Annotated in this window: 31 protein-coding genes and 1 pseudogene; 18 read left to right on the top strand and 14 right to left on the bottom strand. The window is 56.5% G+C overall.

All coding sequences use genetic code 11. The annotated features are described in order from the left end of the window. The first annotated feature begins 277 nt into the window (after nt 1-277). Complete coding sequence (locus tag PQR27_RS36840) at nt 278-505, top strand: hypothetical protein (RefSeq protein WP_408528590.1); 228 nt, start codon at nt 278-280, stop codon at nt 503-505. Continuing rightward, on the top strand, nt 502-1,167 hold the full coding sequence (locus tag PQR27_RS36835) for a hypothetical protein (protein ID WP_408528589.1): 666 nt from the start codon (nt 502-504) through the stop codon (nt 1,165-1,167). Before PQR27_RS36840 ends, PQR27_RS36835 begins: the two co-directional genes overlap by 4 nt. 170 nt (nt 1,168-1,337) lie before the next feature. Here PQR27_RS36835 and PQR27_RS36830 read toward each other — a convergent pair whose 3' ends face one another. Further along, the gene (locus PQR27_RS36830; protein WP_408528588.1) at nt 1,338-1,580 is read right to left on the bottom strand and encodes a hypothetical protein; all 243 of its coding nucleotides are present in this window, start codon (nt 1,578-1,580) and stop codon (nt 1,338-1,340) included. Nucleotides 1,581-1,637: 57 nt separating this feature from the next. Here PQR27_RS36830 and PQR27_RS36825 point away from each other — a divergent pair. Beyond that, a pseudogene (locus PQR27_RS36825) lies at nt 1,638-1,871 on the top strand (transposase); the annotation flags it as partial. Between the two features lie 194 nt (nt 1,872-2,065). On the opposite strand, the gene PQR27_RS36820 reads toward PQR27_RS36825, so the two are convergent. From PQR27_RS36820 to PQR27_RS36805, 4 genes are all read right to left on the bottom strand, one after another. Then, on the bottom strand, nt 2,066-2,788 hold the full coding sequence (locus PQR27_RS36820; protein ID WP_408528587.1) for a flavin reductase family protein: 723 nt from the start codon (nt 2,786-2,788) through the stop codon (nt 2,066-2,068). Between the two features lie 105 nt (nt 2,789-2,893). Then, nucleotides 2,894-3,322, bottom strand: coding sequence for a nuclear transport factor 2 family protein (locus PQR27_RS36815; protein ID WP_408528586.1), 429 nt, complete (start codon nt 3,320-3,322; stop codon nt 2,894-2,896). A gap of 156 nt (nt 3,323-3,478) precedes the next feature. After that, on the bottom strand, nt 3,479-3,958 hold the full coding sequence (locus PQR27_RS36810; protein ID WP_408528585.1) for a MarR family winged helix-turn-helix transcriptional regulator: 480 nt from the start codon (nt 3,956-3,958) through the stop codon (nt 3,479-3,481). Nucleotides 3,959-4,065: 107 nt separating this feature from the next. Further along, a complete protein-coding gene (locus PQR27_RS36805; protein WP_408528584.1) occupies nt 4,066-4,851 on the bottom strand; it encodes an alpha/beta fold hydrolase in 786 nt (261 codons plus the stop codon). A gap of 93 nt (nt 4,852-4,944) precedes the next feature. Here PQR27_RS36805 and PQR27_RS36800 point away from each other — a divergent pair, with 93 nt between their 5' ends. Together PQR27_RS36800 and PQR27_RS36795 are read left to right on the top strand one after the other, a co-directional pair. Then, nucleotides 4,945-5,865, top strand: coding sequence for an alpha/beta hydrolase (locus PQR27_RS36800; RefSeq protein WP_408528583.1), 921 nt, complete (start codon nt 4,945-4,947; stop codon nt 5,863-5,865). Between the two features lie 39 nt (nt 5,866-5,904). Further along, complete coding sequence (locus tag PQR27_RS36795; protein WP_408528582.1) at nt 5,905-6,306, top strand: tautomerase family protein; 402 nt, start codon at nt 5,905-5,907, stop codon at nt 6,304-6,306. A gap of 1,123 nt (nt 6,307-7,429) precedes the next feature. Here the strand turns inward: PQR27_RS36795 and PQR27_RS36790 are convergent. Beyond that, nucleotides 7,430-7,828 (bottom strand): tripartite tricarboxylate transporter substrate-binding protein, encoded by a 399-nt coding sequence (locus tag PQR27_RS36790; RefSeq protein WP_408528581.1) that lies wholly within the window; start codon nt 7,826-7,828, stop codon nt 7,430-7,432. A 447-nt stretch (nt 7,829-8,275) separates the two neighbouring features. On the opposite strand from PQR27_RS36790, the gene PQR27_RS36785 reads away from it, so the two are divergent. Continuing rightward, nucleotides 8,276-8,983, top strand: a complete 708-nt coding sequence (locus PQR27_RS36785; RefSeq protein WP_408528580.1) for a TetR/AcrR family transcriptional regulator — start codon at nt 8,276-8,278, stop codon at nt 8,981-8,983. 177 nt (nt 8,984-9,160) lie between these two features. Here PQR27_RS36785 and PQR27_RS36780 read toward each other — a convergent pair whose 3' ends face one another. Beyond that, a complete protein-coding gene (locus PQR27_RS36780) occupies nt 9,161-9,703 on the bottom strand; it encodes a hypothetical protein (protein WP_408528579.1) in 543 nt (180 codons plus the stop codon). A gap of 339 nt (nt 9,704-10,042) precedes the next feature. Next, nucleotides 10,043-10,255, bottom strand: coding sequence for a hypothetical protein (locus PQR27_RS36775; RefSeq protein ID WP_408528578.1), 213 nt, complete (start codon nt 10,253-10,255; stop codon nt 10,043-10,045). Nucleotides 10,256-10,318: 63 nt separating this feature from the next. Here PQR27_RS36775 and PQR27_RS36770 point away from each other — a divergent pair, with 63 nt between their 5' ends. The 3 genes from PQR27_RS36770 to PQR27_RS36760 all read left to right on the top strand — a co-directional run bounded on the left by PQR27_RS36770 (nt 10,319) and on the right by PQR27_RS36760 (nt 11,131). Beyond that, on the top strand, nt 10,319-10,498 hold the full coding sequence (locus tag PQR27_RS36770) for a hypothetical protein (RefSeq protein ID WP_408528577.1): 180 nt from the start codon (nt 10,319-10,321) through the stop codon (nt 10,496-10,498). Between the two features lie 98 nt (nt 10,499-10,596). After that, nucleotides 10,597-10,740: a hypothetical protein gene (locus PQR27_RS36765; protein ID WP_408528576.1), complete on the top strand. Its 144-nt coding sequence runs from the start codon at nt 10,597-10,599 to the stop codon at nt 10,738-10,740. Between the two features lies 1 nt (nt 10,741). Further along, nucleotides 10,742-11,131, top strand: coding sequence for a hypothetical protein (locus tag PQR27_RS36760; protein ID WP_408528575.1), 390 nt, complete (start codon nt 10,742-10,744; stop codon nt 11,129-11,131). A 6-nt stretch (nt 11,132-11,137) separates the two neighbouring features. Here the strand turns inward: PQR27_RS36760 and PQR27_RS36755 are convergent, their stop codons facing one another. Both PQR27_RS36755 and PQR27_RS36750 read right to left on the bottom strand, forming a co-directional pair. Continuing rightward, complete coding sequence (locus PQR27_RS36755) at nt 11,138-11,992, bottom strand: hypothetical protein (protein WP_408528574.1); 855 nt, start codon at nt 11,990-11,992, stop codon at nt 11,138-11,140. A 394-nt stretch (nt 11,993-12,386) separates the two neighbouring features. Next, the gene (locus PQR27_RS36750) at nt 12,387-12,665 is read right to left on the bottom strand and encodes a hypothetical protein (protein ID WP_408528573.1); all 279 of its coding nucleotides are present in this window, start codon (nt 12,663-12,665) and stop codon (nt 12,387-12,389) included. A 740-nt stretch (nt 12,666-13,405) separates the two neighbouring features. Here PQR27_RS36750 and PQR27_RS36745 point away from each other — a divergent pair. Beyond that, nucleotides 13,406-14,140, top strand: a complete 735-nt coding sequence (locus PQR27_RS36745; protein ID WP_408528572.1) for an LEM-3-like GIY-YIG domain-containing protein — start codon at nt 13,406-13,408, stop codon at nt 14,138-14,140. A 518-nt stretch (nt 14,141-14,658) separates the two neighbouring features. Here the strand turns inward: PQR27_RS36745 and PQR27_RS36740 are convergent. Then, entirely contained in the window at nt 14,659-15,600 is a 942-nt protein-coding gene (locus PQR27_RS36740) for a LysR family transcriptional regulator (protein ID WP_408528571.1), read from the bottom strand. A 209-nt stretch (nt 15,601-15,809) separates the two neighbouring features. Here PQR27_RS36740 and pxpA point away from each other — a divergent pair, with 209 nt between their 5' ends. From pxpA to PQR27_RS36725, 3 genes are all read left to right on the top strand, one after another. Next, a complete protein-coding gene (pxpA, locus tag PQR27_RS36735) occupies nt 15,810-16,586 on the top strand; it encodes a 5-oxoprolinase subunit PxpA (protein ID WP_408528570.1) in 777 nt (258 codons plus the stop codon). 84 nt (nt 16,587-16,670) lie between these two features. Next, nucleotides 16,671-18,152, top strand: a complete 1,482-nt coding sequence (locus tag PQR27_RS36730) for an amidase (protein ID WP_408528569.1) — start codon at nt 16,671-16,673, stop codon at nt 18,150-18,152. A 602-nt stretch (nt 18,153-18,754) separates the two neighbouring features. Next, the gene (locus PQR27_RS36725; protein ID WP_408528568.1) at nt 18,755-20,095 is read left to right on the top strand and encodes a glucosaminidase domain-containing protein; all 1,341 of its coding nucleotides are present in this window, start codon (nt 18,755-18,757) and stop codon (nt 20,093-20,095) included. A 255-nt stretch (nt 20,096-20,350) separates the two neighbouring features. Here the strand turns inward: PQR27_RS36725 and PQR27_RS36720 are convergent, their stop codons facing one another. Then, nucleotides 20,351-21,448 carry a DUF3616 domain-containing protein gene (locus tag PQR27_RS36720; protein WP_408528567.1) on the bottom strand — a complete coding sequence of 366 codons (1,098 nt, stop codon included), beginning with the start codon at nt 21,446-21,448 and terminating at the stop codon, nt 20,351-20,353. 218 nt (nt 21,449-21,666) lie between these two features. On the opposite strand from PQR27_RS36720, the gene PQR27_RS36715 reads away from it, so the two are divergent. From PQR27_RS36715 to PQR27_RS36705, 3 genes are all read left to right on the top strand, one after another. Continuing rightward, on the top strand, nt 21,667-22,383 hold the full coding sequence (locus PQR27_RS36715; RefSeq protein WP_408528566.1) for a glycoside hydrolase family 25 protein: 717 nt from the start codon (nt 21,667-21,669) through the stop codon (nt 22,381-22,383). Between the two features lie 170 nt (nt 22,384-22,553). Next, nucleotides 22,554-23,276 carry an IS6 family transposase gene (locus tag PQR27_RS36710; protein WP_408528565.1) on the top strand — a complete coding sequence of 241 codons (723 nt, stop codon included), beginning with the start codon at nt 22,554-22,556 and terminating at the stop codon, nt 23,274-23,276. An 86-nt stretch (nt 23,277-23,362) separates the two neighbouring features. Beyond that, the gene (locus PQR27_RS36705; RefSeq protein WP_408528564.1) at nt 23,363-23,977 is read left to right on the top strand and encodes a hypothetical protein; all 615 of its coding nucleotides are present in this window, start codon (nt 23,363-23,365) and stop codon (nt 23,975-23,977) included. A gap of 255 nt (nt 23,978-24,232) precedes the next feature. Here the strand turns inward: PQR27_RS36705 and PQR27_RS36700 are convergent, their stop codons facing one another. Both PQR27_RS36700 and PQR27_RS36695 read right to left on the bottom strand, forming a co-directional pair. After that, nucleotides 24,233-24,556, bottom strand: a complete 324-nt coding sequence (locus tag PQR27_RS36700) for a CcdB family protein (protein WP_408528563.1) — start codon at nt 24,554-24,556, stop codon at nt 24,233-24,235. Beyond that, entirely contained in the window at nt 24,556-24,837 is a 282-nt protein-coding gene (locus PQR27_RS36695; protein ID WP_408528562.1) for a type II toxin-antitoxin system CcdA family antitoxin, read from the bottom strand. The genes PQR27_RS36700 and PQR27_RS36695 overlap by 1 nt, the downstream gene beginning before the upstream one ends. 427 nt (nt 24,838-25,264) lie before the next feature. Between PQR27_RS36695 and PQR27_RS36690 the strand changes: the two genes are divergently transcribed. After that, nucleotides 25,265-25,549, top strand: a complete 285-nt coding sequence (locus PQR27_RS36690) for a type II toxin-antitoxin system Phd/YefM family antitoxin (protein ID WP_408528561.1) — start codon at nt 25,265-25,267, stop codon at nt 25,547-25,549. Next, the gene (locus tag PQR27_RS36685; protein ID WP_408528560.1) at nt 25,549-25,890 is read left to right on the top strand and encodes a type II toxin-antitoxin system RelE/ParE family toxin; all 342 of its coding nucleotides are present in this window, start codon (nt 25,549-25,551) and stop codon (nt 25,888-25,890) included. Before PQR27_RS36690 ends, PQR27_RS36685 begins: the two co-directional genes overlap by 1 nt. Nucleotides 25,891-26,185 lie beyond the last annotated feature (295 nt).

Raw genomic sequence — 26,185 nt, 5'->3', positions numbered from 1 at the left:
TCCTCTAGATGTCGTCCTCCGACAGGATCATTTCGGTTAGCCCTTTTCCTGCTTTGATCATCGGCCAAACCCTCGACCCTGCATCAACTTCGATATTAAGGAAAACAGTGCGATCGGAAGTATTCATCAGCGTCTGAAGTGCAGGTTCAAGTTCGTCGAGGGACGTGCGCGGTCGAGGTTTTCGACGGCCTCGGCCCACGTCTTGTCGGTCGCAAGATCGTCGAACTCGTGCCCTCACATAGTATTTCTGCAGTTCGGTCGCCGGGCAATTCTGGCAATGGCTTTGCTGGAGAACCGTCAGGCCGCAACAGATGACAGACCGAAAGTGCTCAAGGTGTCGCGCAAGGTTGCCGATAAGACATCCGTACTAAACGATAAACCTTTTGCACCACAGGCTTTCGAACTGGCTAACGCAAATGAACGGCTGGTTGGTTTGGTCTCATGCGACACTGACTGCACAATTTTATCTTTGCTACTATACGACTTTGTTTTATCTCAACAATGAGACGCTTCGCAAAGGTCACTATCAACTTTATCGATTTTAAAGACGAGGGTTTTGTGCCATTTCAACCGGTTTCTTTAGTAGAAGATAACGCATCTGGCAAGTTTCCACCTGGACTAAGAGCTTTATTCAATCAATGTGGCGACAAGCACTATAACGGATCGCTAAAGGTCATTGACGCCCACCATGCCGAAAAAGTAATACCGATCTTCCATGATGAATGCCTGGAGAATAAACGGGAAACATACGCTCTCCTCCAAAAGGTTCGCAAGGCGATCCGCATCGAACATAATACCTTTCTCCCTTTTGTCGAAGCTGCGCGGTCGATACATCAGAATGAGCATGGTTATTTGCCACATAAGGATGATGCCCCGTCCGCGGTCGGTGCTCCGTTCATTCGGTACGCCGCCAAGACGGTCGGTGCTCTCCCGCATAATCAGGCAGCAGCTAACGCGACTAATAACGGGCAGTTTATGGAGTACACGTGCCAGGACGATCTGTACGTGGAGTGTCGATTTGTCGTCGACTACCGTTTTGGTTTTGTCTACATGACCTTTGGACACTATCACAGGGATTCGTTTGCTTTGCTTATCCGTTCCAGCGCAGAGTTGTATTTCGAGATTATGCCGACTTTGCCTGCACTGAAGGCCAATTACGCCCAATAAACAAACTTATCGCGATGGACACCTCTGGTCAGGGTCTGGAGGTCTTGGTGCGGTCGTGCCGATTGAGCCGAACGGCACCAAACAGTGGCCAGAGCTTACAAGTAACTCCTGCTGGTCGCCGTCGCTCGAATGGTAATCCAGCGACGGACTCCGAAAAGTTTTGTGTGCGGTTACTCTTCGTCCTTCTGCTGACGAACAGCAGAGTTTACCGGCAGCACATCTGCCCGCGCTGAGCCTTTCGCGCTGCGAAGTTCAAGATAGACAAGCGAGCGCAACCAAGTCTCCAGTTGCCACCAGCGACTGTACAGCGCCGAAGCTGTGGCTGGCATCCCGCCGTTGCTCCAACCGGCCGACAATGCTCGTTGAACCTGATCGGACAACTTTTGCCAGTCCGAGTCTTCTGCCGATGTCACAATAGCTTTCCCTAGAGGGTGTTAGGCACTTTTCGCCAGACCTGGTACCCTGGCGGAATGACAGAACGCAAGCCATACCCTACAGATGTCTCGGATGAAGAGTGGAGCTTTGCGGCTCCCTATCTAACGTTGATGAATGAAGATGCGCTACAGCGGCGGTATGAATTGCGCGAGATGTTCAATGCGTTGCGCTGGATGGCGCGGGCGGGTGCGTCGTGGCGTATGCTGCCGACCAATTTTCCGCCATGGGAGTTGGTCTACCAGCAAACGCAACGCTGGTTGAACGCGGGCTTTGCCTATTGCGAGCGATAGTAGTCGCTGTGGTGTTGTCCCATTGCCGTAGCGATCCTCAATCTGACTGGAACGTTCCATGAGAAGACGTGATGGATCGGCACCGGTTTCGCAGACCAGTCCAGCGCTGCTTAAAGCCGTCCAGGCTGCGAGGGTCGATCGTCTACATTCGTGCATCCGCAACAGGACCGGACTTATCCTTTGAGATTGGTCGCATTACCAGCGGCCGACCAGTTCTTGTCATCGAGGGGCGACCAGCCGGTATCTTTCTGGTCGATGCGACGCATCCTTTTGTGTACCTCATCAGTCAGCATGTGATCAGGAATAGGACACGCAAAGACAGTATTGGCCAGGGTGTACTCAACGGCGAGGCGTCCAACCGGTTGTAGGGCGGCGGTGTCTAGACGTCCCCGCTCCAACCAGATGTCGTCGCGGATATGGAAGCGGGTAACCCGTCCGATCACCAGGTGATCGCCCACCTCGCCCAAGGGGAGGATAGTCTCAACCTTACACTCCATGGCGACGGGCGCACCATCTACCCGCGGCGGCCGCACCGTAATGGACGGTAGTTTGCCCAATCCGACAACTTCGAACTCATCCGCTTCTGAAGGGTGTTCAGCGGAAGACAGGTGCATCTGGTTGACCTGAGGAAGCGAAACCACGTTGATCACAAACTCTCCCGTTTCGCGCACGTTGATCAACGTATCCTTGAATCGCGTTCGGTCCGAACGGGGCTGGATGGTCAGGCTGATCATCGGAGGCTTTCGCGCGACCACCGTGAAGAACGAGAAGGGGGCGAGGTTGGCAACGCCATCCGTCGAGAGTGTCGAGGCCCAGCCAATCGGGCGTGGTAGCACACTTCCAATCAGAATTTTGTATGTTGCGTCGCTGTCGAGAGTATTGGGATCGATTTCCATAATTTCTCATGGGGCCATGTCGCCGCTTGGTGACGACACAGCCCGCCGCTAAGGTTTTTCGTTGGCTAAAGCGAGCTGAGAGCTCCGCCTGTCGTCGCTCCGGCTTTATCCGAGGACGATTTTGGGGTAGCGTCGGGGCTCACGGCCCTCGAGTACATCCCGCCCGCGGGCCGTATCGGCATAGATGCGGCCATATGCGATCTTGCCGTCCTTCACCCGGAAGAGGAACAGATGTTCGTTTTCCATCGAGAATCCCTTCTTTGTCTTGGCACGCGCGATCACTGGCACGATGATGTAATCATCTGCCTCGAGCACTGCTCTGGCGTCGTAGTTGAAGTACTCGTACTCCTTGTGCACGTGCGCCCAGAACGCCTGGAACTCCTGCTTCCCCTGATAGGTGCCGCCGTAGGGCAGCGAGTCAGAAAATTCAAACACCACGTCGTCGGCCAATGTAGCGATCAGGTCCGATTTGTCATTGCGCTCAAACCCGCTGAATGCCTTCCTGCACGCCTCGATAAGGTTGGTGTGTTGCATGTACCGTCTCCTTGCGCATCTCACATCGGTTATATATGAGCATATGCGCATATTGCAGTTAAAAAAAATGGGCCGTCAGCCCAACCGTCACCCCTTCCCGGAGTGCATCCGGAGAGGGACCGCTACTGCATGGCGACCTCTCCGGCTTGAACAACCTCAAGTGCCTACCGTCGACTCGTTCTCCGCCCAGGGCTGAAAACCCGTGCCGAGTACCGTCCGTAATGCACTGCGCAATTCGGCCGCTGGCTTCCTGCCGTACGTGCCCTCAAACTTCGCCTGTACGTCGCTCCAGAGCGGTAGCGCCATCCGGTACCGCGCAAGCCCCGCCTTCGTGATCACTGCCTGCTTCACGCGCCGATCCTGTCCCGGCACAATATCGACCAGTCCATCACGTTCCAGCGGCTTCAGGTTCGATGAGAGGGTCGTCCGGTCCATTGCCATTTTGCTGGCCAGTTCGCCCATCATCAACGGGCCGTTCTTCACCAGCTTGTAAAGAATCGAAAACTGGGTGATCCGCAATTCAACCGGACTTAACGCCTGGTCATATACGGCCGTCAGGTATCGCGATGCCTGACGAGCCGCCAGACAATTGCAGAGCCCGTCAATATCGTCCAGCCGTTTAGGGTGCGCTGCCATCTCTCATCTCACAAGAATTTTCCGTTCAGGGAAATATAGGCTCATATACGCATATATGCAAGCTGGCGAGAAGTTCCGGTGCTGCTGGGGGTATCGAGCTGTCCTGTTCAGCTCAAACGAAGGTGACGTGCGAGTGCTTCCGCCGTCTTCTCCGGCTGTTCGAGTTGTGGCCAGTGCCCCGAGCCGTCGATCAGTCTGAAATCGGCGGCAGGAAACCGGGTCCGCCGGATCTCAGCCACCTGCTGGGCCGGTATGACAGGATCGTCCGTTGCTCCGAGAACGAGCGTAGGCCCGCTATAGGTGCACAGGGCATGCCCTCTTGGATCGCCGCCGGTGAACGCATCGTAGTAGTCGCGTACCGCCTCCTTACCCATCAACGCAGACGGGTGCACCAGTTGCTCGAGCCGATTTCCATCAAGGTTCCTTGAGAACAGCTTGCGGATGTCGCGCTGGGCGAGCGGGTCGCCGCCGCTCTCGCGCAGCAGTGCCCGGGCACTCTCAGGCAGGATATTGCCCGCGAGGGGCGTGGGCGTGAGGAGCGTCAGCGAAGTGACACGTTCCGGCACCTCCCACGCGACGAGTTCGGCGATCTGCGCACCCATACTGTGGCCAATGAGCGCCACGCCCGTCAGTTCGTGCTCGTCAAGCACTTCCAGGATGTCCGCCACCGCCTGCGTGAGCGTGAAGGGTCCTGCGTGCGCCTGCCGTTTCCCGGCGCCACGCAGATCCAGGGCGATCGACTGGGCGGCGTCTTGTGGAAGTGCCTTTATCAGCGGCTCCCAGGTGGCGTGGCTATCCAGAAAGCCGTGAATGAATACAAGTGCCTGATGCCGGTGTCCTGAGATCGGCCGGCTGGCCGATTCCGGGTGGGCGTCATGTGAATCGATTGCCATGTCCGTTTTCCTGATACAGAAATCCGCTTGTCAGAAGCGTATGAGCCGCATATTATGAGGATATGCTCCTATTGTAAAGACAAGGATTACCCGATGATCAATAAGCTCGAAGTAGAGTTTGCTGGGGAGGGCGGCGTGACGCTGCGCGGCTGGATATTCGTGCCAGAAGGCGACGGTAGGCGATCCGCAATCTCGATGTGCCACGGGTTTGCAGCGGTCAAGGAGCATCGGCTGGAACGGTTCGCGCGCGCGTTTGCAGAGGCTGGGTTTGTGGTGCTCGTTCACGACCACCGCAACTTTGGTGCGAGCGATGGGACGCCGAGACAGGACATCGATCCGTGGGCGCAGATCGCCGACTGGCGCCGCGCAATCTCCTACCTCGAAACTCAGCCGGAAGTTGACCCCGAGAAGATTGGCATATGGGGCAGCAGTTTTAGCGGTGGCCATGCACTCGTGCTGGCGGCAACCGACCGGCGGGTCAAATGTGTGGTTTCACAGGTGCCTACAATCAGCGGTTTCGAGCAAAGCCGCCGCAGAGTGTCACCTGATGCGCTGCCTGGTTTTCTCGCGATGCTGACCGATGACCTGCGCGCGCAACACAGTGGAAATCCTCCGCGGCTGCAGGCTATAGTCGGCGCCGATCCGACCGAACCCGCGGCATACCGTTCGCCGGATGCCATTTCCTTTTACTCCCAGGATCTCGGTGGGGCCAACTGGAGCAACACGGTGACCCTCAGGTCTACGTTCGCAGCCCGTCTGTACGAACCGGGCATCTGGGTTAGCCGCATTTCGCCGACGCCACTTCTGATGGTTGTCGCCACTGACGACCGGCTGACCATGACCGATCTGGATCTGGATGCCTATGAGCGGGCACTTGAGCCCAAACACCTCGTACTGGTACCCGGCGGCCACTTCGATCCCTATGAAGCAGGATTCGCAGTCGCCGGCAAGGCCGCCACCGACTGGTTCACGCAACACCTCGCGCAGGACGGACCCTGTTCCGCCGTGCGTTAGCGAACTGTGCAAAAACCGTAATCACCTGGAGAACAAACCATGCCCGTATTTCATGCCCACATCCCGAAAGGCCGCTTTCTGAAAGAGCAGAAGATTGCGATCGGCAATGCGCTGAATCAGTCGCTCGTCGAAGCATTGAACATCCCCAAGGGAGACCGCTTTGTGATGATCAGCGAACATGGCGATGACGAGCTATTCATCGACCCGACGTTCATGGAGATGAACCGAACGGCCAATGCCATGATCATCACGGTTCTGATCGGCGAGCATCGTCCCGCGTCCGACAAGAAAGCCCTGCTGGCTGCAATAACCCGCTTGCTGGAGAAGGCCGCGGGGATCTCGCCCGATGACGTGTTCATCGCCCTCGTACCCGTACCGAACGAGAACTTTTCGTTCGGGCGGGGCGTCGCCCAGCTGGCGGATGCCGCGCCGAAATGGTGATCTGACTGAATCGGCAGGCATGCCTCCTCGCGCAGCGGTTCTCGCATCTCCCGATGAGGCGCCCGGTTCCGCTGCGGAAGGCACTGGCGCGTTTGCGCTTCTCGCAAGCGAAGGGGGCGAGCGGCAAGATCACGAGGCTGATCGCTGAAGCCGAATGAGACGGACGACACCGGTTAGGAAGAGCGGCTGTGTCATGTGCTGAAACCGCACCACGGCATCGGACAATTTCTTCGAGGGCGTTTGCGGAAGTGCGACTAGTCGTCTCAAGCTCGATGGTGTAGGTCAATACGGTGCGCGATTGCTGGGGATCGAAGTCGAGCACTCCTGCCCTACCACTCATGGTTGAGGCTTGCCTGTTCGCAATCATCGAACGTGGCACAGGACAACGACTGGTCCTGAGAGATAGGACTCGTGACGCCGGAAATGGTGAAAGGGGAGTGATCGTCTCTGAGTTGCCTTTCAGTATTTCGCAAACCGCCGAAAGAAAAAGCGGGCAGACGGCGCAGGCACCGAGATGAAGGTGCGCCCCTCACGGGAGGATGTGTCACGGAGCCAATACTGAAAACGCAAATCGATGTGTTCTGTAGTGTATTTTCAATCCTTGAAGACTATGAACCGGATTTACCATTATAGAGACGGCAGCATAACGGTAGAAGTCGAGTCAATTTGGACGTCTGCGCTTAGCAGGAAATTCTCGTTGGAGAGAATGTACTCGTGCCGGGTTGAGGTTAACCACATAGTGGCCGATGCTCTGTGGGAATCCGGGACGCACTTTGTCTCGGTGTCTGATGCATTGCTCGCCGGGCTTCGGGAGGGAGAGCAATTAGTCGACCAGGTGCTGCGGGGGCAATCCGGTGATAGCGATGGTTCGCCTTGGCACAGGTAAAGCCGAAGAGGGGAGTTGGACTATAGGTGGCGTTTGGGTCGTGTGTGCCGACGCGATGAACTCCGGAAGTACGCCGAGTCAGCATAAGGTCGACCACAATCGGCATGAGGGTTTGGATCCGAGCGGATGTCGTGCGAAAGTTGCACCGTAAAGCGAATGCGGAGAGAGATACCACTGCATGCACCGCTTGCCTGGCGGCAGGACGACGACTGAGAAACCTGGCACGCGGACGTCCTGTCACCTAGGTAGTGAAGCCATTCCTGCGTTCAACGATTCACCGTTGAGGTGACCTGTAGTCCCAACCCCGTATGAGCCATAAGCCACACCGCCCTTTTTGGCGAAGTCGATAAATTCCTTCAAATTGTTCACAGGGATGCCTGGCGCGATAGCCAGCAGAGTCGGCCCCGCGGCAACGATGGAAACCGGCTGAAAGTCCTTCAGCGGGTCATACGGCAAATTCTTGTATAGGGGCTGAATTGTGTGCGAAGAATTGCTAAGCAGCAGTGTGCAGCCGTCGGGCCGCTCGCGCAATAGCGCCTGATAGGCGATTACCGACTTGCCGCCGGGCCTGTTGTCGACAATAACTGTTTCATGCAGTTCGTCCGACAGCTTGGCGGCGACGGTTCGAGTGACCACATCTGTACCCCCGCCAGCCGCATAGGGGACAAGAATTCTTACTGTGGAGCACGACCAACCGGTATGGGCCGACGCGATCGGCGGAAAGCAACTCAACACTCCGAAGAACATTGATATCAACAAGAATCTAAAACGTGTGTCGATGACTTAGAGGAGGTCAGCTGCAGTCATACGGGTTTTCCCGCGGTGCCAAATTCGGACTTGCGCGGGAAGCAAAGTGTGCGTGGGTGCTAGGACACGCCAGGGCGACTGGCGCAATGCGTGTTGTTGAGGAGGCGAGGTGATGTCGCGCGTGCGTGACGGACTGAGCGTGCAGCGTGGTCGCAGAGAAAGACATATCGTTCTCGAAACGACTGGACTTTCGTGTCACTCTTCGTTTTAATTGTGCGGCCGCAACGGCATTACAACTGTATTTATCCACCCAGTTCCTAACAAGAGGTTTAGTCGATGTCGTCAGCAGCGCCGCGTTCGCCCCGCGAAAGTTACCATCACGGAAATCTGCGCAACGCTCTGATTGCCCAAGGTCGCTTGGAGTTGGAGAGAATGGGGCCGCAGGAGTTGAGTCTGCGTAATCTGGCTCGTGCGGTAGGCGTGTCCGAGGCGGCCCCCTCGCGACATTTCGCCGGAAAGGCAGGGCTGCTGGCGGCGATTGCGGCAGATGGATTCAGGGAGTTAGCCGATATTCGTTATAGAGTCGCCAGTTCCGGGGACGCCCCTTTAACGGTTGCTTACCGGATGATGGATGCGTACGTGGATTTCGCGCAAGCACATAAGGGCCTTTTTAACTTGATGGTGGGACCTCGAATCGTTTCTCGCGATACCTACTCCGAGCTCTCCGAGCAAAGTGCCGCATCCTTTAATGTTTTCGCAAGGGCCGTCGAAGGATACGCGATAGAGTGTGGGTGGAAAAGGGAGGCACTTCCGTTTGTTGTCCACAGCGCATGGGCGATGGAGCATGGACTTGCGGCTTTGATATTGAGTGAGCGCATCCCTCGTGCTGACATGCCTATAGGAGTCAGCTCAATCGTTCATTTCTCGATCAGCATGTTCCTGCACGCAGTTGCTGCGGGGTCTACAGGACTGGAAGCTCTACTTACCGTCACATCAAATGCTCGGAAAGGATGGGCGGAAGCAAAGGAAGGGCTCGTCGGTTAGCGACAATTGTTTTTTTTCGAAAGGCGCGCGAAGGGGCGTCTGCTTCCAAGTGCGGCCCCTGTTCTATTATAGAAGCGCGTCGTTACGCAGTATATGCGACTAGGCAATGGGACGTCCCCTGAAGGATCTCGTTCATATCCGGTGTGATGTCATGACGCATTGTGTGATTGCCGGCGCCTAAGATCTCGACAAAAAGCTCCTTAAATTTCGTAGCAAGGCGGCCGCACGGCAGTAGCCCGGGCTGCCGGTCAACGGCACACAGCCCTGACGCTGCCGGGTCTGAATTTCATGAATATTGCCCAGGCCGCTGTTAGCGGCCTCGAATCCCGCCTGCAGCGCCTGCTCCCGTGCTGCCACCGGCGCGTAAGCGTCCGTGCCCTTCACCCCGCCGTTGTCGAGATGCTTGTAACCCAGAAAGCCGTTTTCGCGGTAGAGATCTTTGGCGTCGATCTCCGCAGGGGGCTTGCCGAAGAAGACGCCTGGATCATTCGCTTCAGTAATCGTGTATTCGCCAGCGTCCGATGAGCCCAGTTGACCTGAGAGTTTGCCGATGGCGGACGACACGGTATTCGAAATGACCGAGCCAGCGGCGTTGCCTGCAGCCGTTGTGGCGCCGCTTGTCATGGCGTTCGTGAGCGTGCTGGTCTGATTGTAGGTCGCGCGGTTATAGGTCGGAGTGGTCGTCTGTTTGCCTTTTACGCCATCGATGATGCCGTTCATGGCCCGTCGAAAGGGAGTGTGAATCCGTTGAGCAATTGGTCCATTCGTCGCAGGGGTTACGGCTAGCCGAAGGGGCGCGACGTACGTCCCCGTTCTTCCGCTGTGTGAGTTTCACGGCCGGCGTTCGAAGGGCCGTCGTGCCGGCAACCTGTCATTCGACGGACGGGGTGGGGGCCAACCGTAACGACCCGGCGCGGCCTAAATGCCAGGCGCCATCACGAATCAGCCACGCATCCGTCGTCACTGGGCGCCCATCCAGCCGCTGCCCCCGGTAGCTTTCCACGGGCCAAAGCTCACCACGTGCGGTTTGCCATCAAGCCACTTGACGCCCGTTGCGCACTAGCGCGATCCGCCGGCGTGAAGCCGCCAATCAAGCCATCTGCTGATGACAAGCAGTCTTCCCGATGTAGCTGCAACCATCATCCGGCGATGCGAGAGTGCGAATAAACGTCGCTGAACGGCGAACGCCAGCACAGACTCACCCGGAACGAGCATGGATTGCAAAGTAGTGCGCGTTTCTTCCAGGTCTTTTTCGTAGCTGTCCTGTTCCATCTATCGACTCTCAATTCGCGTCACGAGAAATGTGCAGCCGTCATTTAACGTGGCTACCTTTATATGGCGCGCAACGCCGAAGGCGATCGGCTGCAAGCATGTGTTATCGGCGCTTTATCTGGAAAGTTTAATGAGCTTGGGGATGTGTCGCGCGATACAGGCGGAGGTGAGGAAGAAAATAGGCATTTCCCCCAAGCTTTAGCCGGGCGCTTGTTCGCGGCTGTGTCCAAGGAACATTTTTAAGTTTTTGCTAAAGAACACCGATGTACCTGCCGTTACTCCTTTTGCCCATAACAATTTGAGAGGACGTAACCGTGGCTAAATATGTTGTGCATTATGAAATGCGAAAAGGCTCCAACTCGGCGGTGTATTCCCATACGACCGAGTGCGAATCCGAACGTACCGCCATCGAGATCGCCGAAGCAAAGGGCCGCCGGGACAAGCCGGGCTACGACTTCAACTTGAGGCGCGTGGAGCGGCGCTGAAATGAAACTGCCATATTTCAAGCTTAAAGAAGCCTTCGACGAGGCGCGAGACACTTTCTCGTCTGGAAGTAGCTCGGATAAGCTGTCGGCCGTGGCAAAGCTGGTTGGGAAATCGGCAGCCAATGTCGGCATGCTGGCAGCTGAAGTCGGCGTCGAAGCCGTAAAGCGCGCGCCCGAGATTACGGGGCATATGGCCAAGTCGAATCTGGATCGCAATTCGCATCTAATGACCGACGAGCAGCGCGAAACTGCGCAAAACCTGGTGCAAGCTGGCAAGGAGGCAAACGAACGACGGCTCGAAAAAGAGCGCGAAGAACGGGAGCGCGAAGAACAGGAGCGCGAAGAACAGGAGCGTGAAGAAAAAGAGCGCGAGGCCAGGCAGCAAAAATAGCCTCTATCACTGAGGCGCCTGCGCTCGACACAGCAATCTCTCCATCCGGTCGGCCGCGCCTGTCGCGGCCGAGCTCGAATCAAGGGAGGCTGCGGGGGGAATGTAATGATGCTCGGCGACCTTCACGTCTGGCGGACTGCACACCCACGAAGAGCCGACCTTGATTTTCTTGCAGTTAGCGTTGATGACTGCTCTCGCGTGATCGTAGTCCACTTGTACGGGCGTGACAAAGTCGCTGAGGCGCACTGGCGTTGCGTACTTCGGATCTGCAGCACCGCCAGGCGAGGTTCGATAGTTCTCGACCCACCCTTCAGTCATCCCGCGATAGAGAATCTCATAGGCATTGTCGGGGGTTTTGACAATCGACGGGTCGTTGACCGGGTCGCCTCCAATGACTTTTTTCGCCTTCACGTATTTATCCCGGTAGGTTAGCTGGATCCATCCACGGCCGTAAAACCCGTCCTTGACGTACTGTTTGTCTTTATTCCCTGACCAGATTGTTTCATCGGCGGCGGGGGAGAAGTCTTTCGTGCCCGTTTCAACGTAAATGGTCCCGAACATGTAGGCGATCGTTCCGACATCCTGTATGCGGGTATCGGCCAGTGCCCTGTCCAGAAAGAGCCTGGCATTCGACCAGCGGTTGTCGCAGGATTTCGAGTGCGCAGTCTCGCAGAATTGTTTGCGAAAACCCTCTTCCATCGATTCGGCCGGATTTTCTCTTGCCTGTTCTACCTTGCAGAGCGGTGCACGTACCGTGGCCTGTACCGTCGGTGACTGCGCTGCCCATACTGCGGTGACGATAACTGGCGCATACCGGAGAGAACTGTTGCCAATCAGACGCAGTGCATTCGAGATCCGCATGACTTCCTCCCGCTGTGAGGACCAGAAATGTTCCGCGATGAACCCAGTGACGTGACGACGGCGTCGCTTGCACTATAAAAAGCTGTGGCCTTCGAACTTCAGGATAGCTGATAGAAACGCTTGCGGGTGAAACAACGCGCGGTTTCCCCAGCAATCAGACATGGACGGCGACGCAGCAAACAAAAGTCAACTCGTGTCGCACCCACGAAACAGCAGAATGCGACGCCGATCCGATTGGGAAGGTCACCGCATTTTCGATGGTACGTTCCAGATCTCCAATCCTGATACTGTCTGCCAGCTCGAATGAGCGTCGCTTTCCAAGACCTTGCATGTATGAATGCGACCAGCTAATGCAACCGTCCGGCGTCCGTGAGTCAAGCCGCCTCCAACCAGATCAAGGAAGATAAAACTGTGTCAACGAACGGAGTTTCCAGCATCCAGATCCCAGACAGCAAATTGGCAGGGGAAGTGACTGAACTGATCCACCTGCTACCCAGCGATCCATTTCAGCCAATTCGAGCGCCGGATTTGCCTCCGACGGGATCAACTTCGCGACATCGAGGAAGCGCTCCATGTCGGTCGTCGTCGCCGCATCCTTGACCGCGAAGAGAGAGTCGATCTTGGAGGTCACACCACGAAGCGAACTTTCGGACCAGACCGGTGTGGCGTCCATCGGCAGGAGCGCTGCAACTCGTCGCTCCAGCTCCTCATAGGGCACGTTGCCGCTTGCACCTCGAGCATCGCCTTGTCAGCATTGTTGTCTGATTTCCACACGCCGGCGAACATGAACGGGATCAACTCCGTGGCAAGCGTGCTGTTCGAAACCCATGCTGGAGTTTGGATCGCCGGTAGCTTCGAAAGGCGGCGGTGCAACATGGTCAGTGAGCGCCAAATCCGTGTGCGGTTTCATCATAAAATCTTGCACAAAAACGCAACTAACTGTCCGTTCCGGCTCGCATCAGCCCATTTCCATCAACTGCAAGCTTTCAGTGGACGGGGGACATTTCCGAAATTGTCATCCGATGAGCGCGATTCGAAGGTTTCGTGTCCATGGACTGGGCGTTGTCGTAGCGATCCGTGTTGCGTGATTGAGCGAGTGCCCGCTGTACCTCGAAAGTTGCCCTTGATTTCGCGTTGAACCGAAGGGCCAAAGAGGGTCGCGGCCGTGCGAGTATCGGGCCGTCAACGCCTTTTGCACGAGGCAGTGATCGGCCAGCACACGACATTCAATCAACCTTCGCATTCGGCTTCTTTCTTCAACCTGATGGCGGCCCGTGCGGCTCCAAAAAAACTCTAACGCAGATCGGATGGCCGATCGATGCAATCGCTAAGCAGGGAAGGTCCGACGCGTAAGACCGTGACGCGCGAGATAAGATCACGCCCAGGACCTGACAGTCCACGGAGACCTGCTACATGTCGAGAGTCAAGATGTTTCCCCAGTCCGTCGCTGACGCCATCCAGTTCTACGTGTACCGTCTCATCGACCCGCGTAACGGCGAAACCTTCTACGTCGGGAAGGGCAGGGACAACCGCGTTTTTCAGCATATCCGGGCTGAGAAGGCCGTCGAGGATGACGTCGTCGCCAATAAAGTCAAACGGATCCGTGAGATCAAACTTGCTGGTTTTGAGGTTGGGCACGTCATCCATCGGCACGGAATGGATGAGAAGACTGCGCTGGAGGTCGAAGCTGCGCTCATCGATGCCTATCCGGGGCTTACCAACGTGGCAGGAGGCGTCGGAAACTCGGCAACGGGAGTGATGCACGCCGACGAAATACTGGTCCGCTACCTGGCGGAAGTGGCGAACATCATGCATCGCCTTCTGCTCATCAACGTCAATAAGACGGCAATAAAGGATGACCTCTATACCGCTGTGAGCTTTGCTTGGAAAGTCGATCCAAAGAGGGCCCATCGTGCTGAGTACGTGCTTGCGTGCCGGCAAGGACTGATTGTCGGTGCGTTTGTCGCTGATGAGTGGCTTCAGGCGGTTTCGGCCAACTTCCCCACACGCGATGACGAGCCCGATCGATATGGGTTCCGAGGCGGGCCTGCGCCGGTTGAAATCGAACGCCTTTACGTCCACAAGCGTGTACCGGACGAATACCGGAAACCCGGCGCAGCCAACCCGATCCGCTACACGTATAGGTAAAGAACGGCAGGATTGCACCGCGAGGACATTGTCATTGTAGAAGCCGGTCGTATGGGTAAGGTCCGCCGCGGGTCCCTCAACCTGGATGTTCAGATTGGCAATCGCGGGAACCGACAGAGATGCGGTTGTTCCGTCGTCATTCCGCTCAGGCTGGAATCGAGGATCTCCGTAAGGTGGGGAATTAGGCTTGGTTACCCTGTAAGCGATGAGATGGAAACTGCTTCCGAGTCCAAGGTCGCTAACCTGGTTGTCGGTTAGCACGTTGGCCCCCGAATTAGGGAGTATCTGGATTTCGTCGCCTCATTTTTGCCGCGTCCCTTGGTCGGTTGGCTTGTCTGGATCGAAAATTCGCCCCAACGTTAAATGACCGCTTCACCGAAAATCAAACGGCCGAAATGGGGTCGGCTCAGACTTAGGCTGAAAGCTCGCGATACTCCGGAGACCGCGATGGTAAGTGGAGGCAATTTTGCACACCGTTCTCGGAGCAAATGCAAGCGATCTGTGTTCCGGAGCGAGGCTTAGCGTGCCGCCGTACGCGACTGGCGCAAGGCCGCATGAGGGAGATAGGGCGAATTGAAGGTTTCGCGGAAGTAGTCGAGAAAGACACGCATACCAGGCGTGATCTTCCTGTCGCGTGTATGGGCAATACCACCCGCCATTGAAGGGACCGGGTTCGCCAATGTGATAGTTTCGATACGTTTGCCTTCGAGCGACCATGGCCGGTACACCATGTCCGACAGGATGGCGACGCCGCTGCCATTGGCAACCATGCTGCGCACTGCCTCGACCGAGGACGTCTGCAAGATCACGTGTGGCTGATAGTCCGTCTTGTTCCAGTAACGCATAGCCGTGTCGGCCGCCTCATCGACGGTCAGCATGATAAATGGCTCTTTGGCGACGTCAGCAAACGTTACAGAGCGCTTTTCAAGCAATGGATGGTGTGACGCGACCCAAAGACGTCGCGTAGACGCGAAGATGCGCTCGACCGCGAGGCTCGAACTCGCGACATTGTCGGCAAGCAGGACGGCCACGTCATATCTGGCGGCAATGAGTCCTTCTTCCATTTCATCGCGACTGACTTCATGCAACTGGATTGAAAGGTGTGGATATAGCGTTGCGATCCGTTGCAGGTGGTAGGGCAGAAAATAACCAAGGAGCGTGTAACTGGCCGCTACACGCACATTGCTTTCAACCGTGCTCTCCTCGCTTGATTCCCTAAGTGCCTCGTCGACGCTGGCGAGAATGGTGTAGCTGTGTTCGAGAAAGCGTCGGCCAGCATCGGTCAGATCGACACCGTGTGGACCACGCTGCAGTAGTTGCCGGCCGACGGTCTGCTCGAGGTCGCGAATTGCAATTGTCACGGCTGATTGACTGATATTCAGTTCCATCGCAGCGCGCGATAGTTGGCCGAGTTCTGCGGCGGCAACGAAGTACCGCAACTGACGGAGTGTGATGGACATGGTTTTTACGAAGCCTGGAATAGCGTGAATCCCGCTCGAAGGCGCAGGATGGCGCTGATGATGACGGAGACTACGCGCCGTTTGCTCACCTGGGTATGAATAAAATATATACGGACACATATAAAGAAACAACTTTTTCGAATCCTGTGTGGCGACTATCGTTGTCCCTGTGGGGTGCGGTGAAGCCCCGATGACATGGGAGACGAAAAGTGCGTCGCAATTCTGTGGACCTGAATTCGGATATGGGCGAGGGGTTTGGCGTCTGGTCGATCGGCGACGGCGTGGATGAAGCGATCATGCCGCAGATCAGTTCGGCGAACATCGCTGCAGGTTTCCATGCCGGCGATCCCTGCACGATCGCGCGTACTGTCGCGATGGCGCGAGATTTCGGCGTTGCGATCGGCGTCCATCCCGGCTATCGAGATCTCGTTGGATTTGGCCGTCGTGCGATCCATTCCTCATCGGAAGAACTGGTCAATGACGTCATCTATCAGTGTGGCGCGTTGCGCGAATTTGCGAGGTTACATGGGCTGGACCTTAGTCACGTCAAGCTCCATGGAGCGCTTTACATGCACGCTGCGGTCGACGAGGCATTCGCTACAGGGCTCGTGCGCGCCGTTCGTAAGCTCGACGCCAGTCTGCCGATCTACTGCATGGCGGATAGCGTCATCGAGCGGGTGGCCAGAACTTCTGGACACCCCGTGGTGCGCGAGTTTTATGCGGACCGTGACTACGACAATTCGGGATCGATTGTGTTTTCGCGGCGAGTTCGCCCGCTTGAGCCACGCGAGATAGCGCACAAGGTCTTGCGAGCGTGTATCGAAGGGCGTGTTGTGACGACTGACGGGCGTGACATCGCCATCGAATTCGAGTCGGTGTGCGTGCACAGCGATACGCCTCATGCCGTCCTGATCCTGACGGCTGTACGCGAGATATTGGCGCAGCATGGCATAGCGATTCAACGCGCTATGCCCGGCAGGAACTGACATTGCACAAACAAACGCATTCATCGTTCAAACAGTGTGGAATCCGACAGCGGTATCCGGCTGTTCTACCCAAAAGTGATCAACATGTCCGAATTCATTCTCGAAGAAGCGACCATCGATTCTGTCCATCGCGCGTTGAAGTCAGGCGCTCTCACGGTGGAGCAACTCGTCGAAATGTATCTCGCTCGAATCGAGCAGATCGACCGTAACGGGCCGCGACTCAATTCGATCGTCTCGACCAATCCGCGGGTGCGCGACGAAGCACGCGCACTGGATCGCGAATTCGCGCGGACGGGCCGATTCGTTGGACCCTTGCACGGCGTTCCACTCCTTGTGAAGGATCAAATCGAAACGGCCGGCATCCAGACGACCTTCGGGTCGATTGCGCAAAAAGGCTACGTACCTGCGAGAGACGCTACGGCAATTGCGCAGTTGAAGCGTGCCGGTGCGCTCGTGCTCGCCAAGACGACCATGCCGGATTTCGCCACGTCGTGGTTCGGCTTTTCGTCTATGAGCGGCGAGACCCTGAATCCCTATGATCTCGCGCACGACTCGGGAGGCTCGAGCAGCGGCACGGCAGCTGGGATCGCTGCAAATCTGGGGCTGGTCGGCATCGGGGAGGACACGGGTGGTTCGATCAGACTGCCTGCAAGCTTCAATAATCTGGTGGGTGTGCGCGTGACACCTGGACTGATCAGCAGGGACGGGATGTCGCCGCTGGTCGTGTTTCAGGACACGGCGGGGCCGATGGCACGCACGGTCACCGACGCGGCGATGCTTCTGGATAGCATGGTGGGTTACGATCCACGCGACGAATACACCGTCGCACACCGGATCGCCGGTCATCCCGGTAGCTATGCCGATCATCTGGATGCAGGAGGTTTGAATGGCGTGCGTGTCGGCGTGTTGCGTCAAGCGTTCGGTTCCGATAGCGATCCGGCCTGTTCGATGGTGAATGCTGCAGTTCGCCGTAGCCTCGAGCAACTGCAGGCAGCGGGTGCAGTCCTGGTCGAGGTGGAGATCCCGGGGCTTATGGAACAAATCCTGGAGACGTCTCTTTACCTGACACATTCGCGCGCCGACCTAAACGCGTTTCTCGCAGAGCGACCTGCACTGCCGTACCGTTCGCTCGAAGCGATTCGGGAAGCCAACCAGTTTCATCCGGTGCTGGATCTTCTGCAAAGCGTATTCGACGGCTCACAGCATCCAGAGGACGACCCCGACTACTTTCGCAAACTGGCCGCGCGTGACCGCTTCCAGCGGGCGGTTGTGAAGATCATGGCTGATGCTGGCGTGCAGGCGCTGTGCTACCCCGCCGTTCAGGTTCCGCCACCGAAGAAAGACGACGTGCGAGAAGGGCGGACGAATACGTTGACGTTCCCGACCAATACGCTCATAGCATCGCAGACGTGGATGCCATCGATCTGTCTGCCTGCGGGCTTCACCGAAGCAGGCTTGTCGGTAGGCATGGAACTGGTTGTCTATCCGTACCACGAACCTGATCTCTTCCGTTTCGGGTACGCGTTCGAACAGGCTTCGCAACATCGGAAGGCCCCGCATGTTTAGGGTGGCCTCGGTCACTGCTTATCGTTTTACCTGGACCGGTTGATGGCGCGGATGCACCTGCTTCGCAATTTTTATACGACGCCCGGGCAGTGCACGGAGCAGAGCGCAAACAGAATGTGGCAGGTGCCGCCTTGAAAGAAGCAGGTCGTCGGACAGCGCGCGTCGTGATTCGACGGGTTGCGGAGTACAGCAGCCGTTCGCTGGGCGATTTCGTTGGTGCCTCATGGCTGCATGCCCTGCCACATGGGCGCTTCCCTGGCGTGGATGCCCTCGCCACCTGTGCAGTCACCGCGGCTCGCCCCTTGGGCACAGAGAAGTCTAGCGAGTCACTATGTGCGACATCCCACACTGTTTGATGGATTTTTGCAGCCTAAGGATATGCTTCGCCTAGTTTCTAAGTGTCATTGGACGTTGCAGTGTCCTCTCAGAACTCAAGCGAACGATCGCGGCGTGTGAATCTATGCAAGAACTATCGTCCGCCCACTCGTCGTTTGCCGGCCGCACTCATAAGCCACAGCTGCCTTCAGCATGCGCCGACTTCAGTTTCGCGAGAGAACACGGACAACACATGGCAAACCGCGCAAATGAATATAGAGCGTCTCATGCGTCTTTCCATATATTCTCTAGCAGTCGTGTGCGTTTGTATCTCAAACGTAGCGGGTGCCGCCGAATGGGGGTGCTACGACCCCGAGCCAGGCCACCCTACGGCGGCGGAAAAAGCGGAGTTTATAGAACGGGTATCGGCGCTCGCAGTAGCCGCCGAACGTCAGCACGGCGTCCCTGCTCCGGCGCTCGCGGCTATGTCCATCGCTGAGTCGGGATACGGTTGGACGCGCACAGCGCTGCAAGCGAACAATCTCTTTGGCTGGAAATACTACTCAGCAGCGGCCGCAGGTGGACGCAAGAGCTTTACATTAGCTTGCCAACCACCAAAAGACGTCAACAACCATTACGTCGTTTTCATGGATGCTGCAGACTCCGTCGACTTCGTCGCGGCCAAACTGGCCACCCTGCCGGCTTATAAGCACGATGCCGACGAGTACAGAAAGGCTCGAGCCGCTGGTCTGCCAAGCGATGAGAGCGCGAAGGCCTGGCTTGCAGGCATCGCGAGCCCTTACAATTGGCAGCCGGAGAGATACGTCCGAACCGTGACGCGAATCATGAATGATCCGCTTATGCCGTCGGACGACGTTTCCCCTGAACGGAACCTTTACAAAATAACGCCGCCGCTCGATAAGTCGGAGGCGAATCCGGTTCGTCTTGTGGCTACGTCGCAAGATACAGACGTGCAGGTCAAGACAAGCGCGTGGTTCGCAGCAAGGTTGTCCACGCGGCAATGCGATACACCTGTCGTTGACTTCCCTCGATGGAACGGTTTTCCTGTGCAACGCTGCGGCTACAACGACAGCGGAGTGAAAGTGCAGACGTACATGCTCAATCCGACTGCGGACAAGTTAGCCCGATGGACGGTTACCGCGTGCAAAGACGCGAACTCCAATGACTTGGCGACCTGTGCCACAGCAGTCTCGAAAACTATCATGTCTGCCTCCTCCGGCGTGTTTCCAGTTGCCGGTTTCATTCCTGAGCCCGCGTCGTCAGGCGGTGGCATGGGAAGCTCAATGGTCTGCTTCCTGTTCCGGGATGGCGTTACCGTGACCACCAGGGTCATACCGAAGGCTCTGGCCGCAATCGGCTCTGCCTGCCCCGATGCAGACAATGATGGGGCCATCGTGACGGCGAAGAAATACGCCCGCGTCGCGTCTACGACGCGGGACGAATATCGCGAAGCCGGTGGCACTGAACCGGTCGGTACCGACAAAAATGGCGATCCGCGCTGGGCCGACGTCATCCGTCGACTGTACCAGGAGGCCTGGAATTCTGACCGCAACGTGCTGATCTCGGCCAAAGCCAAATCGCTCATGGCAGCAAAGTCGATACACTGACCATTAAGCTGGAGCAGCGTCGATTTTCTGTCGAGTGATGGGTCGACGTTCATGCTGTTGTGCAATCAACAAAACGAACCGAAGAACTGCATACCAGGCTTTCACGGCCGCTAATCGTCGCCAGAGAAAGCAATTCAAATAGCGGCACGGCAATATCGGTTTCACCGGCGCGTGCGAAGTGGTCAGCAGGAGCTGCAGGGCTCTCAACAACGCTATCAATGTTATCCGTGCTCTGGCTTCGACTCAACGCGTTCGCTACGGCTTTTGAACGACTAAGCTGCGGAACGACTTATCCGCTTCGTTGGATATTTTACAGGCAGTGCCGCCGACGTCGAGCCCTCCGTCGTCACTTAATATCTGCACGCGGTCAGAATCTGGGATGGCAAACAGTGCCTCCGGAGAAAGGCCGTCGAACTGCACCTGCTCGACTCGCTTCGGCGCGTCAGTGGACTTCCCAGACCATTTGTAAAGCGCGAAAGAGCCTTCATCAGCCGCAGGCCCGGCTACAACCAGATAGCTGTCCCCGACCCGCTCGATACTTCGAATTCCTCGGTTGCCAAGGTCGAGCAGGACCGGAGGACCCAGTTTTGCTCGATGCCCATTGATCACTTCCTGAGGATTTTCGAGAGGAACCAGCAGGGCCTTCGTGTCGACAATCGGATTGCGAAAACCAATCAACAGGCCGCCCGTCGGCATCGCTGCGAGCCCTTCGATGTTTAGTCCGCCGTCAGCTTCAGGCGCTCGGCTGCTAGCGGCGTCAAGACCGAGGGACTTGAGGTTATCGGCAGCAAGCAGGTCGTCAAGCAAATGCAGGTAGGGTGAGCCCGCAGGCTTGAGGCTCGGCGGTGTGCTATCAGCAACTATGTCCGTCGCGAAGAAACGATAGCGCTCCTCGCGAACCTTGCCCTTCGAATTCCGCCCATGCGAAGCGATCCAGAAAACTCGTTCTCCGATGGCAGCGGAACCCTCGATGTCTGACTCCTTGCCGTCTTTTGTGCCAAGGAAGTCGTTCAATGCTATCTGGCGCACCGGTGCAGGTTGCCCGCGTCGATAGACCATTAGAACATTGCGCTCATCGTCCGCCACTGCGAAGTGGTCGTGATTCAACGCAATTGCCGCGGACGCATCGCAGATGCCGCTGTAGTGTGAGACATTGGGGTCGCTTGCAGCAAACGCCCCGCCAATTGCGCTGATGCAAATGCAGGCTATCAGCAAGCTCTTCATCGCGCGCTCCGACTTGAAGTGGTTGAAGCGGCGTTCCACCGCTGCATTCAAGCCATTGGTACCCACATATGGCCGCGAAACATCTGGATGGCCGGTCGAGACCAACGACTCCACACCGTTAGCAAACAATTCCCTTTCATCTGAGAGCAGCGTAGTTGGTCAACGTTGGAACTTCAACTTATTTTGTGCCGTCCTGCGTATCGTGCAGCGGCAATCCGGTTCGCCAAAAGCGAAGGTGGAAAGAATGAGCACGATGTGCTTTTCCACATGCCAGCACATAATTGTTGCGCTTTCTGAGAGTCGTCTCCTATGCTTCTCGAGTGCGTCATAACCTGTCGGAGTTACTTATGCTGAAGCTGGCGAGTTCGCTGCTCCTACTGGTAAGTTCGGCGGCTTTACAGGCCGGCGAGTTCGACCGACCGTGGGCTAACGCCGGGGCTGCGCTTATCCTTGATCCCTATGCAGGCAACTTCATCGACTGGGATGCGCTCGGGAAAGACGCCCGTGTGAAAGCAATCATTCACAAGTCAACTGTCGGAACAACACGCATCGACAACACTTACTTCGAACGCAAGGCGAAAGCCAAGGAGCGTGGCTACCTGTGGGGCTCATATCACTGGGGCGTTGCGGGCAATCCCGTGCAGCAGGCTGATCACTATATCGATACCGTCAAACCCGCCGACGACGAGTTGATCGCGCTTGACCTCGAAGACGTACATTCGAGCACGCTTATGAATGCGGATGAAGCGCTATTGTTTATCAAACGAGTAAAAGAAAGGACTGGTCGATACCCGTTGCTCTATACCAATCAGGACGGAGCAAAGTACATTTCACAAAAGCTTCCCGATGAGGCGTTCAAACAGTCCCCGCTCTGGTACGCACGCTTCAAGGCCAAGGTGACAGACTTCCCAAAAGGCGTCTGGAAGACATACGCGCTCTGGCAGTTCTCGAGCGAAATCCTGCCTCAAGTGCCGGTTTCTGGCACCAGAAAAGACATGGATATAAATGTCTATAACGGCAGCGTGGAGGAACTTAAAGCAGCGTGGCCCCTGACACGCAAGTAAGGTCAACTACCGGCAATTTTCATCACCCTGATTCTGCACAATGTGGTCTGCGGCAAGTTCTCGTATTAGCCAAGGTACAGCAGCCGACGGACCACAAAATGTTGAAGGGCTCTGTCGCGATAAGCCGAAGGGGTAAAATCCGGATCTGACGAAATTCCCCGAATGGCACGATGAAAAAGACGCAGACGCCGCGAAAGACACTGGCCTCGGGCATAGCGAAAGTTCTGAAGCGACTTCACTATCCGCTCGAAGTGATATTGGTCTGCGTGAGATGGTACGTGGCCTACTCGCTGAGTCTGCGTGATTTCGAGGAAATGATGGCTGAGCGCGGTATTTCAGCCGATCATTCGACCGTGCACCGCTGGGTGATCAAGCTGATGCCGTTGCTCGAGAAAATATTTCGCAAACACAAAAGGCCTGTCGGCAAAAGCTGGCGGATGGACGAGACCTACCTCAAGATCAGGGGCCATTGGAAGTATCTTTACCGTGCCGTGGACAAGGCCGGCAACACCATCGACTTCCTGCTGCGTGCCCATCGCGACAAGACTGCAGCGCACCGCTTCTTCGAGAAAGCGATTGGCCAGAACGGCGCCCCGCAGACGGTCAACATGGATAAGAGCGGTGCCAATCTGGCCGCCCTCCAGGCCATCAACGCCGCACGCGAAACACCCATCCGCATCCGTCAGGTCAAGTATCTGAACAACCGCATCGAGCAGGACCACAGGGCCGTCAAACGCCGAACCCGGCCCATGCTCGGTTTCAAGGATTTTCGTTGTGCGCGCATCATTCTGGGCGGCATTGCGGCGATGCACATGATCCGCAAGGGGCAAATGAAATACGCCAAAGGGAACGGTGCGTCCGCCGCACAGCAATTCTATTCCCTCGCCTCATAAACGATCACGGCCCGTGCACTCCGTTCGCCCCTCCGTCCTTATCGCGACAGAGCCGGCACGGTTGTGTCGTCAATCCGGACGGCTTGATGAACAGCGTGTCGGCGACTTTCGATGGAGGCTTTGCCGCGACCGTGATGCTCGACAAGGCCGCTGGCACCCGTAAAGATGCGCTTGATGTGATGGTAAGCGGGGCAGACACCGGCTACCTCGTCGAATGGCATCCTGGCGCGGGTCTTGTCAGGCTCCCCAATAGCGAGGCGCCGACGAACAATGGCATTCAGATACTCAGCAGCAACCCGCGGTTCATCTATTTCAACGCGTGGACCGGAAAACAGGTGCGAAAGTACGATCGTCAGACACAACGAGTGACCGGCTTCGCCGATCTTACGTTCCATCCGGACAATGTCAGAGTACGCGACGATGGAAAGCTGATCGTCATAGGCATCGATGAACTTCAGAGCTGGGAGGCCTGCACGTTCGCCCAAAGTGTGTCCTGCAGAACGGGTTTTTCCGCCGTGACGCTTGACCCGGACACGATGGCAACAGCCGCGCTTTTCACGGAGAGTCCGGCGTTCTCGCCGGCGGGTCGGTTGGCTTTCAGATCAGCAACACGCTGTATGTCGGATCGTCTATGGGTGACCGATTGCTCAGGATCGATCTTTCGGGGAATTGCTAGCAGGGCTGGCCGGCGAGCCGGCTGAGCAGATACTCTGTTGCTCGATCTGGCAACGGCACAAGGACAGTCGCGTCGCACTAAGTTCAGTTCGCCGATCTCGTCGGCATCGATGAAATTCCGCGATCAAGCATGCGATTTGCCTGCGGGATATTTGCGGTGGCAAACGTCCGAACGGCAGTTCACGTTCGAGCACGACCGAACGCGACGGGTGATCGTAAGTTCGATTCCGGAAGTTGATATGCGCGGTTGACGTGACCAGCGCAGTTTCCGGCCGGGTTGATCAGTAAGCGCCGAACAGACGATCGAGTGCGGCCAGAACCCGGCTCTGTTCGGATTTGAGTGTTCCTGCCGCGGGACCAAGCTCACTGGTTCTCATCGCGCCGAGGAATGGCGTTTCCAGTATGAATTTTTCGCCACCGATCTCAATGATCGGAGCCAGATCCTGTGCGACCTTGTCGGGTGTGTAATTGCCAGCCATGCGAGTGAAGGGAATAACGACCCGCGAGATCAGACTGCCCAGATGATCGCTCTGCACATCAAGGAGGTACGGTGACTTCGCTCTGGACCTGGATGAAGGGTTGTCGTACAGATCAAAACGCGCCATCAGAACATGCGGTGGTCGTCGAGCGGCAGGCCATCGTGCTCAATGCGTGCGTTGAGCTCGGCAATGAAGTCCGCATGCTGGGCCGCCCACGCACGCGCTTCGGCCTCGTGAACTTCCTCGCGTAGACCCCGTTCGCTTGCACGCGAGATGTTGACGTCCAGCTGTTTCGCGCGGTCAAGCAGATCAGTTGGCAACGACACGTTGGTGGGTTTGCGCGTAGCTTTCTTCGCCGATTGAGATATGGCCGGTTCGGCAGACTGCCGAATTTGTGCGGAAATCATGTGCAGATACTATGCGCATAAACATGTGCATAGTATCGCGCATCCGCGCGTGGGCTCAGCGGCGATCGACATAGCCTGACATCATCCTCGGAATAGGACTGTACATAACATAGTCGATCGCTTTTCGTGAACTTTTCAGTTCAAATTTACAGTGTCGTTCGCAACCCGCTTGTCTGTAGCGCGCCACTTAAAGACGTAGGGCCGACCAACCCGCTGCATCGCCCGTGACCCGTGAGGCGGGCGATGCAGGATAGGGCGGCGCGTTCATAGCGACCAATCAACCGGTGTCGAACTGCACCGTATTTTGTGGATGGGCAAATCGAGCCCCGATGACAGCTCACGAGCGCCCAGCCTGATTCAGGACTTTGCATAAAACCGAATTTAGTCTATATTCAGTCTGAATGTGGTGACGAACGGAGAATCGGATATGCGCCTAGCAGACCACGTAAAGCCAATCAGCTACCTCAAAAGCGACGCAGCGCAGATCGTCAAGGATTTGACGGCTTCTGGCGAGCCGCTGCTTATCACGCAGAATGGCGAGGCGAAGCTCGTCGTTCAGGACGTGCAAAGCTATGAGGACACCCAGCAAACGCTGGCGCTGCTCAAGATTCTGGCCTTGGGCCAGAAGGACATCGAGCAGGGGAAATTCAAGGATGCCGATGAGTTTCTTGCCGAACTCGACGACCTTGATCGGAAGGAGCAAATCCGCTGATGGGGCAGACGAAGTTCAAGCTTCTGGTTCTCGACGAGGCGCAGGAGGATACGAAGGATTTGCGTCGCTACATCCTCAAAAATTTCGGTACTCAGACATGGAAGCAAACGTCCGCGGAACTGGCTGTCACGTTTGGCAATATCAGGCAGTTCCCGCAGAGCGGTTATGTCCCGACGGAGCTTTCAGATTTCGGCGGTCTGAATTTCCGGGAAGCGTTGAGTGGCCAGAATCGGGTCATATATGAGGTGCGCGACGACACGATTTACATTCACGTCGTCACCGATACGCGCCGTGATTTGCAAACGCTTCTTCAGAAACGACTATTGCGCTCTCGCTGGTAAATCATCTTTATTGGTGTTTTCACATTGTCGTACCGGACCACGCGTCAGATGGTGGCACACGCTTGCTCCCGAAAAAGCTCACCGTGACGAGGTATGTTGATTTCCAATACGCAACTAACCGTCTATCCGGGCAACGTACACCACAAAACTCAAACCTGTCTGCAACAACGGCCGCCTGAAAAAATAACAAGAACGGACGTCGCCTGCCGGTTATCGAGAACGGATACCTGCTGAGGCTGAGCCGTTGCGTCATTGACGACTGCGCTGCCTTCAACTTCTGAATGATATGAACGAC

It is taken from the genome of Paraburkholderia fungorum, assembly GCF_046027215.1.
In the GTDB taxonomy this organism is placed as follows: domain Bacteria; phylum Pseudomonadota; class Gammaproteobacteria; order Burkholderiales; family Burkholderiaceae; genus Paraburkholderia; species Paraburkholderia fungorum_D.
Note: the sequence above shows the minus strand (reverse complement) of the source record. Positions and strands in the feature narration are given on the sequence as shown.

Excerpts from the sequence above, each read along its gene's own strand:
- PQR27_RS36840 (WP_408528590.1), top strand. The coding sequence starts at position 278 with ATGGCTTTGCTGGAGAACCGTCAGGCCGCAACAGATGACAGACCGAAA.
- PQR27_RS36835 (WP_408528589.1), top strand. The coding sequence starts at position 502 with ATGAGACGCTTCGCAAAGGTCACTATCAACTTTATCGATTTTAAAGAC.
- PQR27_RS36820 (WP_408528587.1), bottom strand. The coding sequence starts at position 2,788 with ATGGAAATCGATCCCAATACTCTCGACAGCGACGCAACATACAAAATT.
- PQR27_RS36815 (WP_408528586.1), bottom strand. The coding sequence starts at position 3,322 with ATGCAACACACCAACCTTATCGAGGCGTGCAGGAAGGCATTCAGCGGG.
- PQR27_RS36810 (WP_408528585.1), bottom strand. The coding sequence starts at position 3,958 with ATGGCAGCGCACCCTAAACGGCTGGACGATATTGACGGGCTCTGCAAT.
- PQR27_RS36805 (WP_408528584.1), bottom strand. The coding sequence starts at position 4,851 with ATGGCAATCGATTCACATGACGCCCACCCGGAATCGGCCAGCCGGCCG.
- PQR27_RS36800 (WP_408528583.1), top strand. The coding sequence starts at position 4,945 with ATGATCAATAAGCTCGAAGTAGAGTTTGCTGGGGAGGGCGGCGTGACG.
- PQR27_RS36795 (WP_408528582.1), top strand. The coding sequence starts at position 5,905 with ATGCCCGTATTTCATGCCCACATCCCGAAAGGCCGCTTTCTGAAAGAG.
- PQR27_RS36785 (WP_408528580.1), top strand. The coding sequence starts at position 8,276 with ATGTCGTCAGCAGCGCCGCGTTCGCCCCGCGAAAGTTACCATCACGGA.
- PQR27_RS36780 (WP_408528579.1), bottom strand. The coding sequence starts at position 9,703 with ATGAACGGCATCATCGATGGCGTAAAAGGCAAACAGACGACCACTCCG.
- PQR27_RS36775 (WP_408528578.1), bottom strand. The coding sequence starts at position 10,255 with ATGGAACAGGACAGCTACGAAAAAGACCTGGAAGAAACGCGCACTACT.
- PQR27_RS36770 (WP_408528577.1), top strand. The coding sequence starts at position 10,319 with ATGGCGCGCAACGCCGAAGGCGATCGGCTGCAAGCATGTGTTATCGGC.
- PQR27_RS36765 (WP_408528576.1), top strand. The coding sequence starts at position 10,597 with ATGCGAAAAGGCTCCAACTCGGCGGTGTATTCCCATACGACCGAGTGC.
- PQR27_RS36760 (WP_408528575.1), top strand. The coding sequence starts at position 10,742 with ATGAAACTGCCATATTTCAAGCTTAAAGAAGCCTTCGACGAGGCGCGA.
- PQR27_RS36755 (WP_408528574.1), bottom strand. The coding sequence starts at position 11,992 with ATGCGGATCTCGAATGCACTGCGTCTGATTGGCAACAGTTCTCTCCGG.
- PQR27_RS36750 (WP_408528573.1), bottom strand. The coding sequence starts at position 12,665 with ATGGACGCCACACCGGTCTGGTCCGAAAGTTCGCTTCGTGGTGTGACC.
- PQR27_RS36745 (WP_408528572.1), top strand. The coding sequence starts at position 13,406 with ATGTCGAGAGTCAAGATGTTTCCCCAGTCCGTCGCTGACGCCATCCAG.
- PQR27_RS36740 (WP_408528571.1), bottom strand. The coding sequence starts at position 15,600 with ATGTCCATCACACTCCGTCAGTTGCGGTACTTCGTTGCCGCCGCAGAA.
- PQR27_RS36730 (WP_408528569.1), top strand. The coding sequence starts at position 16,671 with ATGTCCGAATTCATTCTCGAAGAAGCGACCATCGATTCTGTCCATCGC.
- PQR27_RS36725 (WP_408528568.1), top strand. The coding sequence starts at position 18,755 with ATGCGTCTTTCCATATATTCTCTAGCAGTCGTGTGCGTTTGTATCTCA.
- PQR27_RS36715 (WP_408528566.1), top strand. The coding sequence starts at position 21,667 with ATGCTGAAGCTGGCGAGTTCGCTGCTCCTACTGGTAAGTTCGGCGGCT.
- PQR27_RS36710 (WP_408528565.1), top strand. The coding sequence starts at position 22,554 with ATGAAAAAGACGCAGACGCCGCGAAAGACACTGGCCTCGGGCATAGCG.
- PQR27_RS36705 (WP_408528564.1), top strand. The coding sequence starts at position 23,363 with ATGAACAGCGTGTCGGCGACTTTCGATGGAGGCTTTGCCGCGACCGTG.
- PQR27_RS36700 (WP_408528563.1), bottom strand. The coding sequence starts at position 24,556 with ATGGCGCGTTTTGATCTGTACGACAACCCTTCATCCAGGTCCAGAGCG.
- PQR27_RS36695 (WP_408528562.1), bottom strand. The coding sequence starts at position 24,837 with ATGATTTCCGCACAAATTCGGCAGTCTGCCGAACCGGCCATATCTCAA.
- PQR27_RS36690 (WP_408528561.1), top strand. The coding sequence starts at position 25,265 with ATGCGCCTAGCAGACCACGTAAAGCCAATCAGCTACCTCAAAAGCGAC.
- PQR27_RS36685 (WP_408528560.1), top strand. The coding sequence starts at position 25,549 with ATGGGGCAGACGAAGTTCAAGCTTCTGGTTCTCGACGAGGCGCAGGAG.